Annotated in this window: 11 protein-coding genes; 8 read left to right on the top strand and 3 right to left on the bottom strand. The window is 53.2% G+C overall.

All coding sequences use genetic code 11. The features are described from left to right. Positions 1-140: 140 nt before the first annotated feature. The 4 genes from AC4G46_RS21870 (at position 141) to AC4G46_RS21855 (ending at position 5,135) form a co-directional block, all read left to right on the top strand. Positions 141-1,742: an ABC transporter substrate-binding protein gene (locus tag AC4G46_RS21870; protein ID WP_491124564.1), complete on the top strand. Its 1,602-nt coding sequence runs from the start codon at positions 141-143 to the stop codon at positions 1,740-1,742. A 123-nt stretch (positions 1,743-1,865) separates the two neighbouring features. Beyond that, positions 1,866-3,146 carry a M20 family metallopeptidase gene (locus AC4G46_RS21865; protein ID WP_491124563.1) on the top strand — a complete coding sequence of 427 codons (1,281 nt, stop codon included), beginning with the start codon at positions 1,866-1,868 and terminating at the stop codon, positions 3,144-3,146. Between the two features lie 49 nt (positions 3,147-3,195). Then, positions 3,196-4,173, top strand: coding sequence for an ABC transporter ATP-binding protein (locus tag AC4G46_RS21860; RefSeq protein WP_491124562.1), 978 nt, complete (start codon positions 3,196-3,198; stop codon positions 4,171-4,173). Next, positions 4,170-5,135, top strand: coding sequence for an ABC transporter ATP-binding protein (locus AC4G46_RS21855; RefSeq protein ID WP_491124561.1), 966 nt, complete (start codon positions 4,170-4,172; stop codon positions 5,133-5,135). Before AC4G46_RS21860 ends, AC4G46_RS21855 begins: the two co-directional genes overlap by 4 nt. Positions 5,136-5,233: 98 nt before the next feature. Here the strand turns inward: AC4G46_RS21855 and AC4G46_RS21850 are convergent, their stop codons facing one another. Next, positions 5,234-6,046, bottom strand: coding sequence for a helix-turn-helix transcriptional regulator (locus AC4G46_RS21850; RefSeq protein ID WP_491124560.1), 813 nt, complete (start codon positions 6,044-6,046; stop codon positions 5,234-5,236). Positions 6,047-6,197: 151 nt separating this feature from the next. On the opposite strand from AC4G46_RS21850, the gene AC4G46_RS21845 reads away from it, so the two are divergent. Continuing rightward, positions 6,198-9,848 (top strand): glycosyl hydrolase 115 family protein, encoded by a 3,651-nt coding sequence (locus AC4G46_RS21845; protein WP_491124559.1) that lies wholly within the window; start codon positions 6,198-6,200, stop codon positions 9,846-9,848. Between the two features lie 111 nt (positions 9,849-9,959). On the opposite strand, the gene AC4G46_RS21840 is transcribed toward AC4G46_RS21845, so the two are convergent. After that, a complete protein-coding gene (locus tag AC4G46_RS21840) occupies positions 9,960-11,105 on the bottom strand; it encodes a DUF4179 domain-containing protein (RefSeq protein WP_491124558.1) in 1,146 nt (381 codons plus the stop codon). Beyond that, positions 11,071-11,664 (bottom strand): RNA polymerase sigma factor, encoded by a 594-nt coding sequence (locus AC4G46_RS21835; protein ID WP_491124557.1) that lies wholly within the window; start codon positions 11,662-11,664, stop codon positions 11,071-11,073. Before AC4G46_RS21835 ends, AC4G46_RS21840 begins: the two co-directional genes overlap by 35 nt. Positions 11,665-11,978: 314 nt before the next feature. On the opposite strand from AC4G46_RS21835, the gene AC4G46_RS21830 reads away from it, so the two are divergent. The 3 genes from AC4G46_RS21830 to AC4G46_RS21820 all read left to right on the top strand — a co-directional run bounded on the left by AC4G46_RS21830 (position 11,979) and on the right by AC4G46_RS21820 (position 14,882). Beyond that, positions 11,979-12,989, top strand: coding sequence for an acyltransferase family protein (locus AC4G46_RS21830; RefSeq protein WP_491124556.1), 1,011 nt, complete (start codon positions 11,979-11,981; stop codon positions 12,987-12,989). A gap of 100 nt (positions 12,990-13,089) precedes the next feature. Beyond that, positions 13,090-13,515, top strand: coding sequence for a hypothetical protein (locus AC4G46_RS21825; RefSeq protein WP_491124555.1), 426 nt, complete (start codon positions 13,090-13,092; stop codon positions 13,513-13,515). A 149-nt stretch (positions 13,516-13,664) separates the two neighbouring features. Continuing rightward, positions 13,665-14,882, top strand: coding sequence for a D-alanyl-D-alanine carboxypeptidase family protein (locus AC4G46_RS21820; RefSeq protein WP_491124554.1), 1,218 nt, complete (start codon positions 13,665-13,667; stop codon positions 14,880-14,882). The last annotated feature ends 134 nt before the right edge of the window (positions 14,883-15,016 follow it).

Below are 15,016 nucleotides of genomic sequence, written 5' to 3'. Positions count from 1 at the left end.
CAGCTTACGCAGAATCCCGGTAGATATAGATCAGGGAAGCCCGCGGCACGGTGCAGTATCCGGCAGCCCGGCGGTACATGATCAACAAGCAGCACCAGTGTTGTTTTGCAGGCAGGATATAGAAAAGGGAGGAACTACTGATGAAAAGAATCAAACTGATGTCAACGCTCGTCGCATTTTCCATTATGCTCGCCGGCTGCGCAAGCAGCGCCAATCCGACCAACCCCGCTTCTACAGCGGCTACAGGGAATACGGGAACGGCAGCTGCTGCAGTCAAAAGCAATCTGACGGTTGCCTATTCCGAGGGCGGCACCACGCTTGACCCGGCGGAAGCCAATGACCTTACCTCCGATACTCTCGTGCTTGCCGCATATGATCAGCTGGTCACCTACGGGATCAAAACAGAAGACGGCGCTAACATCGCCAATACCGAAGACATCCAGCCGATGCTCGCTGAGAGCTGGGAAGTGTCGGATGACAATACCGTGTACACGTTCAAGTTGAAGCAGGGTGTAACCTTCCAGAGCGGGAACCCGGTTAACGCCGAGGCGGTTGCGTACTCTTTTGACCGTGTGGCTAATTCTAGCTCCGGCAGCTTCCTCTATGGAATGGCCGCGATCAAATCCGTAACTGTAGTGGATGATTCCACAGTTGAAGTTACACTGACTAATGCCAATCATAATTTCCTGCAGATTATCGCCATGTATACATTCTCCATCGTGGATCAGAAGACCGTAGAAGCGCAGGGCGCTGACTACCTCAAGACGAATGCAGCAGGCTCCGGCCCGTTCACGCTTGAGAAATGGGACCCGGCTACGGAAGCCGTCTTTACTGCTAACGAGTCCTACTGGCAGGGTGCGCCAAGCCTCAGCAAGGTTACTATGAAGTTCACCAAGGAAGCCTCCAACCGCGTGCTGCTGCTTGATAAGGGCGATGTGGACATGGCGATCGAGATTCCTCCTAAGGATGTAGATTCCCTTGAGAGCAACACGGATCTGACCGTTGCTTCCAATGCAAGTAACCGGATTCTCTTCTTCGCAATGAACAACAACGTGAAGCCGTTTGACAATGTAAAAGTCCGCCAGGCCATCAACTATGCGATCCCCTACGATGAGCTGCTGAGCGGCGTTATGTACGGGCAGGCGAAACAGATGAAGAGCTCTGTAGCAAGCAACACGCCGGGCTTCACGGATGCAGGCTACGTTTATGAGCACAATCTTGATAAAGCAAAAGAGCTGCTGACTGAAGCAGGTTATGCTGACGGCTTTACCTTTGACTTCACACTGGGTTCCGGTTTCGATGACTGGGAGGATGATGCCGTACTGATTCAGGCGGAGCTGGCCAAAATCGGCGTAACCATGAACATCAACAAGCTGGCCCGTGCCCAGTTCCTGGAGCAGCAGAAAACGAACAACCTGACCTCCTACATCTCGAAATGGACATCGTTCGTCAATGACCCTGGCTACCACCTCGGCTTCCTGCTCTACGGCAAAGGCTCTTCCAACTACATCAACTACAGCAATGCTGAGGTAGACAAGCTTTGGGAAGCAGCCAACGTAGAGACAGATGCAGCCAAACGGACGGCACTCTACGAGCAGGCACAGGAGATCATTACAACCGAAGCGCCTTGGGCGTATCTGTACGAATACAACCGTATTGTCGGTATGAGCAATAAGATCAGCGGCTACGCGTTCTATCCGGATGAGGTTATCCGTTTCTACCCGCTGTCGTTTGAACAATAAGAATTTCGGCTGATAAAAAAGAGCGGACGGGCCACAGGCTGCGGTCCCTCTTTTTCACAAATTAACGGAAGCCTCTCTGGCCCCGAGTGCCAGCAATGAGGACCTAAAGGAGCGCAACAGGCAATGACAGACTGGAAAAGCAAGATACTGCAGGCGATTGACGATGAGCAGGACCAGCTCCTGGAGCTGTGCTCACAGCTGATCCGTTTTCCTTCGGAGAATCCGCCGGGCGATTCGCGCGACATCAGCGCTTTTATTATCCATTATTTAAAAGAGGCCGGCATCGATACAACGATCCATCAGGCTACCGATACTATGCTGAATCTTGTTTCTACTTTGAATTCAGGATCAGGCGAGCCGTCCGGTAAAAATCTGATTTTCTGCGGACATACCGACGTTGTGCCTGCCGGTGATCTCTCCCGCTGGGATTTCGATCCGTTCTGCGGCGATATTGTTGACGGTTATCTGCTCGGCAGGGGCGCTTCCGATATGAAAGCCGGTCTGGCCGGGCTGATCTATGCAACAACGCTGCTGGCCAAGCTTGGTGTTCCGCTCAAAGGTGACTTGTCGCTGCTGATCGTGCCGGACGAGGAGACAGGCGGCCATCTGGGCGTGCCGTGGGTGCTGGAGCGCGGGCTGATTACCGGAACGGCGGCAGTTATCGCCGAGCCGTCCGGGCCGCTCAATCCGACCATCGGGCAGAAGGGCAGCTGCTGGTTCGAATTCACCGTAGAAGGTACGCCGGGCCACGGCAGCCTGTCCCCGGTTGTCGGCGACAGTGCGATCGTCAAGGCAGCCAAAGGAATCGAGGCGCTGCAGCGCCTGTGGGACATCAAGCCGGATATTCCGGAGGAAGTCAAAGAAATCATCCGTATCTCTCAGGACTATGTGAAGCAGCGCGAAGAATACGGTGAAGTTGCTTATCAGGTATTCGATCATGTGACGGTAAACATCGGGACGATACAGGGCGGAACCAAGGTGAACGTTGTGGCGGACCGCTGCACGATCCAGGTTGATTCCCGCGTGCCGTTCGGCGTGGATTACCGCGATGTGCTGGATCGTGCCCGCTCACTCCTGCTTGAAGCAGGCATTGAATCGGAGGTAAAAGGCTTCGGCTTCCAGGGCAACGCGAACTGGACGGCTCCCGAGGAGCCAGTCGTAAGCGATCTGGTGGAGAGCATCTGCGAAGTCAGCGGCGAGGAAGCTTACGGTGTGCTGCAATGGGCATCGAGCGATGCGCGCCATTTCCGGACCCATAACATTCCGGTGCTGCAATACGGCCCGGCCGAGCTGTCAACCATCCATAACTTTAATGAAAAAGCGCCGGTCTGGCAGATTATCCAGTGTGCGAAGGTTTATGCGCTCACTGCGCTTAAATATTTGGGCGTCGAAGAAAGCAAATAATAGCGGAATTTTAATATAAGTGAGACACAGAGATAAAGGAGGGGCAATCATGGCAGAACTGCTGGAAGTATCGGGGCTATGCACCGAATTCAAAACAGCTGCGGGTACGATCCGCGCGGTGGACGGCATCAGTCTGTCAGTGCGCAAGGGGGAGACGCTGGGCATTGTCGGTGAATCCGGCTGCGGCAAAAGCATCACCTCCCTGTCGATCATGCAGCTCCTGCCCAAGCGGATCAGCCGGATCGCCTCCGGCCAGATTCGTTTTGAGGGCAAGGATATGCTGGAGATGCCGGCCAAAGAAGTCCGCGGCATCCGCGGCAACCGGATTGCGATGATTTTTCAGGAGCCGATGACCTCGCTCAATCCGGTATTCAAGATCGGGCGGCAGATTTCCGAATCGGCCCGTTATCATCTGAAGCTGGGGAAGAAGGAAGCGAACGAGCGGGCGATTGAAATGCTGCGCAAGGTCGGGATTCCCCGTCCGGAAAAGATTGCCGAGCAATATGCCCACCAGCTCTCAGGCGGGATGCGCCAGCGGGTGATGATCGCAATGGCGATGGTCTGTAACCCCCAGCTGCTGATTGCCGATGAGCCGACAACGGCACTAGACGTAACGATCCAGGCGCAGATTCTTGATCTGATGCGCGAGCTGCAGGAGAAGGAAGGCATGTCCATCCTGATGATCACCCATGACCTCGGCGTCGTTGCCGAGATGTGCGACCGGGTTGTCATTATGTATGCCGGCCAGATTGTCGAGGAGACGGATGTCGCTACCCTTTACAGCAATCCGCTGCATCCGTATACCCGCGGACTGCTGGCATCGCTGCCCCAGCTTGCCGGAGACAGCGACCGCCTGACCTCGATTCCCGGCCAGGTGCCTAATCCGGCTAATCTTCCGGCAGGCTGCCGGTTTGCGCCGCGCTGTCCGGTGGCGGTTGACCGCTGCCTTACGGAGCGCCCGGAGCTGGTGGAGATTCAGCCGGGCCATACCTGCCGGTGTCTTTTGCAGGAGGAGGGAGTCCTATGAGCACATTACTTGAAGTCCGCAATCTGAAAAAGCATTACCCGATCCGCAAAGGCTTCTTCTCGAAGCAGGTCGGTGCTGTCAAGGCGGTTGACGGGATCACATTATCCGTCGAGCAGGGCGAAACGCTGGCTGTTGTCGGCGAATCCGGCTGCGGCAAGTCCACGACCGGGCGGGCAATCCTGCGCCTGATTGAACCGACAGACGGAGAGATTATGTTTGGCGGTACCGATGTACGCAGCCTGAACACAGAGCAGCTGCGCCGCTTCCGGACCGATATGCAAATGGTATTCCAGGACCCTTATGCTTCGCTTGACCCGCGCTGGACTGTCCAGCGTATTCTGGAGGAGCCGCTGCGGACCCATGGTTCCGCGTCCTCCGCCAGCGAGCTGAAAAGCCGGGTCGAGCAGCTGATGGAGGTTGTGGGTCTGTCCCCCTATCAGGCCCACCGCTTTCCCCATGAATTCTCCGGCGGCCAGCGGCAGCGGATCGGGATTGCCCGGGCGCTTGCGCTGAATCCGAAATTCATTGTCTGCGACGAGCCGGTATCGGCGCTGGATGTATCCATCCAGGCCCAGGTGCTGAATCTGATGCAGGATCTGCAGGAGCAATACGGTCTTACTTATATGTTCATTTCCCATGACCTGTCGGTCGTGAAATTTATCAGTGACCGCGTGGCCGTTATGTATCTTGGCCGCGTTGTCGAGCTGGCCCCGACCAAGGCGCTGTTCGCGAAGCCGCTGCATCCGTACACGCAGGCGCTGATGTCCGCTGTGCCGGTGCCGAATCCGGGCCAGAAAAAGCAGCGGATCGTCCTGACCGGCGACGTGCCGAACCCGGAGACGCCGCCAACCGGCTGCGCCTTCCACCCGCGCTGTCCGTATGCCATGGACAGATGCAAGTCGGAGGCGCCGGAGCTGCGCACGCTGGACACCGGCCATCAGGTGTCCTGCCACTTATATTAACCGGCTGTGCCATTTAGCAAGCCGGTAACAACAAAGAGAGCAGCCTTTCTTCCCGTAAGGGAAAGGAGGCTGCTCTCTTTTATACAAATCCGCAACAGTTACTGCGCGTTCCTCCGGAATTCACTCGGCGTTACGTTCAGCGCCTGCTTGAAGGTTTTGCAGAAATACATGGATGAATTAAAGCCGCAGGCCAGTCCGATTTCCAGAATCGAGCGGCCGGTATTAACGAGCATGTTGCAGGCATGCTGGATTCTAATGTTATTAATATAGTGCACGAGAGTAAGCCCGGTCGCTTCCTTGAAGATGTGGCACAGATAGTATTTGGAGATGTAGAACTGCCCGGCGATCTCTTCGATTTTGCGGATCGTAGCATAATTCTGGTTGATGTAAGAGAGAATCAGGTCGATCTGATCGGGAGAGGCCGTAGTCTGTGCGGTTCTTGGCGCGCTTTTGCTCTGGTTCAGAATATCCAGAATCTCGGCCAGATAGATGAAGATACGATTGCCGCCGTCGGCTACATCCTCTTTTTCCAGCAGCAGCAGCAGCTTTTTAACCCGGGGGAACATCTCCCTCTCGACCGAAATAACCCCTCTGTCGAAGCAGCCCAGCAGAGCGTTAATGGCCTTCTCCGTAAAATACATCCGTAAAAACCGGTCCGTAAAGTAAATACAGGTTCTGGCACAGCCGTTATTCCGGTAGCTCTGGTGGAACAGATTGGGCTTGAACAGCGCCGTATCGTGCACCGCCAGCGTCAGCATGGAATCATTGATCAGCATATTATGGTGACCCTCTTCTAGGATATACAGCTCGTAGCAGTTATGGTAATGAACATTAGGCATCCGGTGGCCGGCGTCATGCTTCATATATTCAATGTAGAATAAAGGATGCGGAACAAACAGATCTGCGCCCATGGCTTCAACCCCTGTCTTTTATAGCAATATAGTACAACAAACGACGATAAAAGCAACATAATAAAAGATAGTTGTTCTATCTTGAGGTATAGTTAACCCACAGAAAGCAGGCAGCCCACCGTGCCGCCTGCAAATAGGAGGCTAATATACGTTGAATACAATCCATGCAGCAGACCAGCGTCTGGAGCTGTTCACAGGCAGCAAGCCGGTACATATCTTTGTGTCTGATCAGGAAAATAGTGCCGTAAAGATCGCCGCAGACAATCTGATTACGGACATCAAGCGGGTATTCGGCTGTACGGCGGTTCTTTCGCCTGAGATTCATGAATGCGCCATCATTATCGCCACACTGGAGGAGGACGGGCAGCTCCCTGCAGTTCTGCAGAACCAAGAGCTGTCTCTGGGGCAGTTAAAGGATGAAGCTGGAGCGTGGCGGTGGGAGGCTTTTCTCCAGCAGGCCGCAGAAGGCGTGTTCTACATTGTAGGAACCGACCGCCGGGGAACGATCTTCGGCATCTATGACCTGTGCGAGGCGATAGGCGTATCTCCTTGGCATTACTGGGGGGATGTCCCGGTTAAGACCAAAGATTCGTATAGTGTACCGGCAGATTTCAGCAAGTCCGACTGGCCGTCTGTGGAGTACCGGGGCATTTTCCTCAATGATGAAGAGGAGCTGGAAGACTGGGCTAAACTGCATACACCGGACGGTACGATCGGGCCGGTGGCCTACAGCCATATCTTTGAATTGCTGCTCCGCCTGAAGGCGAACTATATTTGGCCGGCGATGCATGTCAATTATTTCAACGGCAATCCGGAGAATGGTGCGCTGGCGGAGCGGATGGGCGTTGTTGTCGGCACCTCGCACTGTGATATGCTGCTGCGCAGCAACCAGAATGAGTGGACGCCGTGGACTGAAAGCAAGGGCTATACGGATGCCGAATACGATTATTCTATTGAAGGGCGTAACCGGGAGATTCTGCTGGAATACTGGCGGGAAAGCATCGAGCAGAACCGGAATTATGAGGTCTGCTTCACGATGGGGATGCGGGGTATTCATGATTCGGGCTTCCACACCCGGGCTATTGATGAGGACGATTCCCTGACTCCGGAGCAGAAAAAGGAGGCCAAGGTCAAGCTGCTCGGACAGGTAGTCCGTGATCAGCGGCAGCTGCTTATAGACGTGCTGGGTGAGGAAAAAGGGCTGGCAGCGCTGCAGACCTTCGTTCCTTATAAAGAGGTGCTTTCACTGTATGATCAGGGTCTGGAGCTGCCTGAGGATCTGACCCTGATCTGGGCGAACGATAATTTCGGCCATATGCGCCGCTATCCTTCAGAAGCTGAACGCAGCCGCAGCGGCGGGAACGGGCTGTACTTCCACGGCTCCTACTGGGCCGCTCCGGGCACAGGGATGAGCTATCTGTTCATCAATTCCATTCCGCTGGCCCAGACAGGCAATGAGCTGCGGAAATCCTGGGAGTCAGGCATCCGCAAGGTTTGGGTGCTGAATGTCGGCGGCCTGAAGCCGGTGGAGCAGGATCTGGAGTATTTTGTGCGGTACGGCTGGGAGGCCGGGAAAGCGGAAGGGATTACGAAAGATCCGCAGGTGTTCACAGAGCAATGGATCAACAGTAATTTCACCGGCGGACACGGGGCAGAAGCTGCGAAGTTATACACAGCCTTTGCCCAGGCGACCAATGTACGCAAGATCGAGCATATGCAGCCTGGTGTGTTCTCGCAGACGGCTTACGGGGATGAGGCCGGCCGCAGACTGATGCTGCTGGAGGATCTGTACAGACGGGGCAATGCCATATTGCACAGTCTGCCTGAGGAGGAACGCGCTGCTTTCTTCCAGCTGTTCCTGATGAAAATCCATGCCTCCTACTATACCAATCACGAGTTTTATTATGCCGACCGCAGTGTGCTGTCCTATGAGCGCGGCAACATGCAGGCAGCCGACCGGTATACGGGGTTATCGGCGGAGATGCTGGACAATAAGCGGCGGATGCTGCATTTCTATGACAGGAAGCTGAGCGGCGGCAAATGGGAGGGCATGCTGACTCCGGAGAGCTTCCCGCCTCCGCCGACTGCGCTGTATCCGGTGCGGAAGCCGGCGCTGCAGATTAGCGGCAGCGGCTTGCGTACTGACCTCTGGAACGGGGAGGAAACGCTGCGCTTCTCCGTCTATGGGCGGCGGGAGAAGTGGATTGAGCTGGGCAATCAGGGAGCAGGCAACATTCCGTATACCCTTGAGCTTCAAGAGGGTGTGGAGTGGCTCACCCTGTCTGTTACAGAAGGAACGCTGGAAGCCGAGCAGCGGATTCTGGTCACGGTTCAAGATCCCGCGGTTCATGCCGGCAAACGCGGACTCATCACAATCCGTGATCATAGAAATAATGCTGTCATTTCTGTTCAGGTGGAGGTTGAATCCGCTCCGGCTGTTCCGGACGGCTTCACCGGATATGTTGAAGCAGACGGCTATGTGTCTATCCCGGCTGACAGCTACCATCAGAGCCTGGATGCAACGAACAACGCCGGGGAGGTTCAGTCTGCCTGGTTAACAGTGCCGGGCATGGCCCGGTACGAGGGGGCTGCGCTGATGGCATGGTATCCTGCAGGGCAGCGGCCGGAAGGGGCGCTGCAGGATAATGCATCCGTCGGGTATGACATTTACATGGAGCAGGGCGGAGAATACGTTCTGGAAGTCCACCGCTTCCTGACGCTGAATTCTACAGGCCGCATCCGTTTCGGTGTAGGCATAGATGACGGGGAGCCAGTGCTGGCCGAGTCGGAAACGAATGACGAGTGGAAGGGCAGCTGGCAGCAGAGTATTATGGATAACGGCGAAAAGCTGCTGGTGAAGCTGCCGTATATGGAGGCCGGGACACACACGCTCAAGCTGTACACAGCGGATAATTATGTAACGATCTCCAAACTTGTGCTGTATACCGGTGCGAGAATTGAATCTAATCTTGGCCCCGCCTTCAGCGCTCTGGGTCATAAGCCTGCTGCCGGCTACGGCGCGGAAAACCCGCAGGTGGACTGGCAGGAAGTAGAGGTACTATGCAGCGGATTCTACAGTACTCAGAAGGATGAGGTGGCGCTACCCTCGGTCCTTTATGCGGACAGAGCCTTTTTCGAGGAGCGGTTTGATCTGATCTTTCAGAAATGCAGTCCGGAGTCTCAGACAAAACTGGGAGCTGCACGTTATGACAGCCTCTGGAAGCGAACGGATGAAAAGAATGTTATTGAAGCCTTCGGTTCAGGCAGCTTTACCGAGCAGGACGGTGTTATCGCCATCGAAGCTGAATACGCCCTTGCGAACTCGGAGCATGCCTACCTGACGCCTGCAGCAGACGATCACAGTCTGAACTGGAGTCACCTGCAGGCTGAAACGAACGGCAGAACAGGATTCGCGATGCATGTGGCTGATGCTGGCCTGAAATGGGAGGAGCCTGCTGATGCGCCGGGCATGCATTACCGCATCAACGTCCATAGACCGGGCGTTTACCATGCATGGCTGCTGGTCAGACATCATAACTTCCAGTCCGACTCTTGTTACCTGGCGCTTGACGGCAATGTACAGCCTCTGACGGAGCAGTTCGGCCGTGGGAAGATTCACACCTACAATACCGCCCAAGTGTACTACTGGTGCCATATCTCTGACCTGGTGATCAGCTCCGGCGAGCATGTGCTGTCCATACTGGCTTGCGAGTCCCAGCTTCGGATCGACCGGATCTACCTGAGCGCAGGAGATGAGCTTCCGCCGGCAGATGCCCAGTGGCAGGATTCCGGCAGACAATAAGAGGAGTTAGAGGACCCCTTCACAGCCGTATAGGAAGAATAATTGAAAAGGAGCGGCAGCCTAAGACTTGTTGAGTCTTGGCTGCCGCTCCTTTATTTCTATAATAAAGAATTATGGCTGGAGCGGCACTGTGACTTCAAGATCCTGCAGGTAAGTCCGCTCTCCCTGGTTATGGATTCCCGGAAGCAGGTTGCCGTTACTGTCTTTCTTTTGCCCGACAATGCTGTGATCATCATTCTTAACGGTTAGCGTGAAGGGTTTTATGGTTACGGACTTTGTTGCAGCGGCAAAGGGGGCATACAGCTCATTGACCTGATCTGATGACCCCGGTTTGCTGTTATAAAAGCCGAAGATGTTAGGGTCAAGGGAATTTCCCTGATCATCTACAAGCTCGTAATACACTTTGCTGGCGCTATATTCTCCTGTTTGCTCATTAGAATAAGGGACCTCGCCCTGACTGTGTAAAATTAAACGCGTGGACACCGGGGTTACCAGCAGCTCATCGACTGTATAACTAAACGATCCATTCGACTTAGTAATGTCTGGTTTAACTGCAATCGCGTTATCAATCAGCTTTACAGGTACGTTGAATTCAAAGGTTTCATCCACCTGCTTCATCTTGGCCTGAATGGTCAGCGTAAATTCGTCAGGTAAATCGAGGCCATGTGTCAGCTCCGCGCGGTAAGTATTGTCATGATAAGGGACATCGCCTAACATTCCTTTGGTAAATGTAATTGGCTGTCCGTCTGCCAGGAATACTGGAGGTTCAATGATAGCCCCTAAACTTCGCTCGGCAAGGTCCAGCTCGCCTTCATACTCCAGCAGGAGGGACAGCCGTGTACCGTCATAGAGCAGATTGGTCAGCTTCAGTGTATTTCCGCCGTGGGTAACACTTTGCGCAGGCTCTGATAATATCCCACGGGCAATCGCCTGATCTACCGATTGCGGGCTTGTGCCTTGATAAATAAGGCCGATGCCCGGAATTTTCTTCAGCGTCTCTGCCATCACCGGCGATACAAAACCTGCACCGATAGTACCTGCGCCAAGCACCGCAGCCGCGGCCGCAGCAATTGCTGTTTTCTTAAGGATTCCCGGTTTGGAATTTGAAGCTCTTGCGGTTGTTCTGTTCATCTCGCTCTCCCCAATCTTATGCATAATGTAAGTGCTCAATTCCCGTTTGGGTACAACAGACTCGCGGATTCTTTGTTCGATAACGTCCATTTCAGAATGTTTTGTTTGCCCCTGATATTGTTCCATGGACCCTCGCTCCTTTTTGGCCTGCGCGTTCTAGCAGCTTTTTACGCAGCCGTTCATATTTTTTGCGGACTGTAGCTGCCCTAATCCCCATAATCACGCCAATCTCTTCAAAGGTGTATTGCTCTACAGCTTTTAGAAGCAGGATATGACGTTCTTCTATGGTTAAATAGATCAGCAGCTCCTGGGTAATCGAATCGGTTAATGGAACCTGCTGCTGACTCTGCTGACCCTTGTAATGCTCAATTAGTCTGAGCCAACGGCCTTTTTTATGCTTCAAATTAATCAAATGATGATAGGCCAGCTTGTAAAGCCAGGCCGAAAAGGAAGTTCTGCTGCTATAGCGGTGAAGGTTCGCATAGGCACGGATAAAGATCTCCTGTACAGCATCTTCCGTTTCCGTATGATTCTTGAGAATATAAAAGCAGTAAGTATAAATCTGACGTTCAAACTGCTTAATAATAATCTCGTAGGACTGCTTGTTGCCTGCCTTCACAGCTTCTACAGCCTGCTCAATCATCAGCTTCCTTTCGTCCGCTTCCCCGGGGACGGTTAATTGCACGCTTTTCACCTCCTGTGTTTGATACCTATATAACAAGCCTGGAGCATCGTTTCGTGACATGATTTGTTTTACAAGCCGAGAATTACGGGCTGGACACGTTCTATGCTTCTATTGCTTAACGGACTGGCGATCACAATTTGAAAAGTCCCGGTTCTAGGCTCAATGACTTATTTTTTGCATGTATGTATCGTTGTTAATCGAAGTTAGCTTTCTGAAACACGATGAAAATATTCATTAAAATTTGATCAAACAATTCAATCATTCTATAATTATATTAAAAATAAAACTGGATTGGGAGGAGTTGGAAGAAAAAAGTGGATAAACGCCGTGAGTTATGGATTGATGCCGCCAAGGGCTTCAGCATTATTTTTGTAGTGATGGGACATTCCGGCGATGCCGCCGCCAATCATTATCTGTCCTGGTTCCGGATGCCGCTGTTCTTTCTGCTGAGCGGTCTGGTGTTTAAGCCGACCCCGCCTGAGCGGTACACCGGCTGGGCAGTAAAGCGGACGAAGGGACTGATGACGCCTTATTTTGCCTACGGATTATTGATTGCAGCAGGGATGCTGCTGTATACCCTGAATTTTACCGGATTCCTCGAAAATATTGCCAGGCTGCTCTACGGAGGGCTTACCTTAACCGGGCCTTACGGGGTATTCTGGTTCATTACCTGCCTCCTGTTCACGCAGCTGCTCTTTGGATACATTGTCAGGTACAGCCGCAGCACCCAACTCCTCCTAATCGCCTCCGCCTATTTACTATCGCACATCATCGCATTGACGCCGCTTAAGAACTTTAATCTCCCATGGAACATTGACGTTGCTCTGCTTGCTGTTACCTACTATGCAATCGGATATTATGGCAGAAAGGCCATTCCTGCGCTGATCAGCCGCTTTTACGTACTGCTTCTGCTGCTGCCGTTATGCGGATTGGTGCTGTGGCTGGAACGCCGCGGAATCATCAGCTATAGCCTTGATATGAAGTATAAGGAGTATGATGCGCTGGTACTTGACCTGGCGTTACCGCTGCTGATTTCACTCACCATTTGCGCTGCTGTATTCCAGCTGTCCAAACGGCTGCCGCTCGGCTTCATGGGCAGGCTTGGCCGCAACACAATTGCGATTATGTATCTGCACCTGCCGCTGAATTACAGCCTGAAACTTCTGCTTGGGGCAGACTACGGGCTGATCCCGTTTACCCTGGTAGGTGTGGTGCTGCCGCTGCTGGCGGCTAAATGGGCAGGGCGGTCACCGCAGCTGTCCAGGCTGTATCTGGGACGGGGCAGCAGCCGGCCGGCCGTACAATATGGGGCTGCACGCAGATGAGTCTATTATATATTTAGGCAATTCTAGCACTAAAAGTGCACAAGCTCTTTTTCATAGCCTTCATATACTGAAGCATAACTATGAAAAGGAGTGATAGATTGTGGTAAAAACCCTCTTGGATTACAATGCTCATGTCGTTACCCCCATTACCAACGGAGTTTCCATCCCTGTTCCGATTTCCCCTGCTGGTGTACAGATCGCTGGAGTAGGAGTGTTTATTGATCCGGCAGTACCGGCGCATTTCCCGAACAAGGTTGAACTCAAGGCAACCATTGGTGTGGATATTCCGCTTGATTTCCCTAACATCCTGGTGCGCATCTGGCGTGCTGGGCACGAAATCTTTTATGCGCGGGCAGAATACGCCGAGGTTATTGTCGATGACGGTATTATCTCCCTGCATATGGTAGATGTTAACGTGCCGGCAGGTGTGCAAAACTATCAGCTGATTGTTGAGAACCAGGATGCCGATTCTACCGCAGTTGTTGTCGGACCGGTTATCTTCAGCGCAATGGCAATCGGAGGCTAACGCTCTCCGTCTTGACAGGTTTGAACAGCAAAGGGCTTTCTCTGCAGAATCCGCGAGGATGCAGGGAAGGCCCTTTTTTTGTACTACAGCTGGAATAATTTCCTGCTTTTCTGACCAGACTGGAATACAGTACCTGTGAGTTGAAGGTAATGTTCAGGAGGGGAACTATTTTGAGAAAAATACGTGTATTGACGCTTGTGCTGTGTATGGCTGTTTCTGTACTGGGAGCGGCTGCGGGAGCATCGGCAGAGGAAAAAGCAAAAAGTACCGGCAATACCGCCGCTGCTGCTGATCTCGCCCCGAATGCGCGTTCTGCCATCCTGATGGATGCGGGCACCGGCACAATTATTTATGAAAAGAACAGTCACGACAAGCTGCCGCCGGCCAGTATTACCAAAATCATGACAATGCTCCTGACGGTGGAGGCGCTGGATGAAGGAAGGCTGCAACTGACCGACATGGTGCGGACCAGTGAATACGCTGCGTCGATGGGCGGTTCGCAAATCTTTCTGGAGCCCGGCGAAGAAATGAGCGTTGACGAGATGCTCAAGGGCATCGCGATGGCTTCCGGCAATGATGCCTCCGTGGCGATGGCAGAGAAGATTGCCGGCTCGGAGAGCGCTTTTGTCGACATGATGAACAGCAAGGCAGAGGAGCTTGGCCTGAAGGACACCCATTTTGCCAACTGTAACGGGCTGCCTGCGGAGAACCACTATTCTTCCGCCCACGACATCGCCGTCATCAGCCGCGAACTGCTGAAGCATGAACGGATTATCAAATATACCGGCTCCTATCAGGACTATCTGCGCAAGGATACCGAGAAGCCGTTCTGGCTGGTTAACACGAACAAGCTGGTGCGCTTCTATACCGGCGCTGACGGCCTCAAGACCGGATATACGTCTGAAGCCAAGTTCTGCCTCTCGGCTACTGCGTCCAGAGACGGGCTGCGAGCCGTTGCCGTGGTGCTGGGTGAACCGAACACCAAGACGCGCAACAGCGAGGTGTCGGGCATGTTCGACTATCTCTTTTCCCAATACAAGGTGCATACCATTTATAAATCCGGAGATGCCATCGGCACCCTGAAGATTGAAAAAGGCGTGAAAAAAGAGCTGCCGATTACCGCAAAAGAAACCTATAGCGTGCTGCTCAAAAAAGGCGTGACTCAGGAAGGTATCCGCAACGAGGTCGTACTGCAGGATGATATCAAGGCCCCGGTCGCCGCAGATCAGACGGTCGGCAAGCTGGTCGTCTACCAGGGAACGAATGTCATTAAGGAATATGAGCTGAGAGCGGGCGAGGCGGTACCAAAGGCCGGCTTCTGGAAGCTGTTCAAACGTACAGCGGGCTCGCTGTTTACGATTGATTAATAGCTTGGATTTTGTAGATTCCCCCTGTGACTTCTGTAGATTCATGGGGGTTTTCTTCTAGTTTTGTCGTGAGGCAGGAATCACTCTTTGCCATGTAGAAAACCTTGTCCTTGTAGGGGAAAGAAGTCGTTACA

Source organism: Paenibacillus sp. fava2 (genome assembly GCF_058313675.1).
Note: the sequence above shows the minus strand (reverse complement) of the source record. Positions and strands in the feature narration are given on the sequence as shown.

Bases quoted from the DNA above. Each gene is read 5' to 3' on its own strand.
- AC4G46_RS21865 (WP_491124563.1), top strand. From the start codon at position 1,866: ATGACAGACTGGAAAAGCAAGATACTGCAGGCGATTGACGATGAGCAG.
- AC4G46_RS21870 (WP_491124564.1), top strand. From the start codon at position 141: ATGAAAAGAATCAAACTGATGTCAACGCTCGTCGCATTTTCCATTATG.
- AC4G46_RS21820 (WP_491124554.1), top strand. From the start codon at position 13,665: ATGTTCAGGAGGGGAACTATTTTGAGAAAAATACGTGTATTGACGCTT.
- AC4G46_RS21840 (WP_491124558.1), bottom strand. From the start codon at position 11,105: ATGGAACAATATCAGGGGCAAACAAAACATTCTGAAATGGACGTTATC.
- AC4G46_RS21855 (WP_491124561.1), top strand. From the start codon at position 4,170: ATGAGCACATTACTTGAAGTCCGCAATCTGAAAAAGCATTACCCGATC.
- AC4G46_RS21850 (WP_491124560.1), bottom strand. From the start codon at position 6,046: ATGGGCGCAGATCTGTTTGTTCCGCATCCTTTATTCTACATTGAATAT.
- AC4G46_RS21860 (WP_491124562.1), top strand. From the start codon at position 3,196: ATGGCAGAACTGCTGGAAGTATCGGGGCTATGCACCGAATTCAAAACA.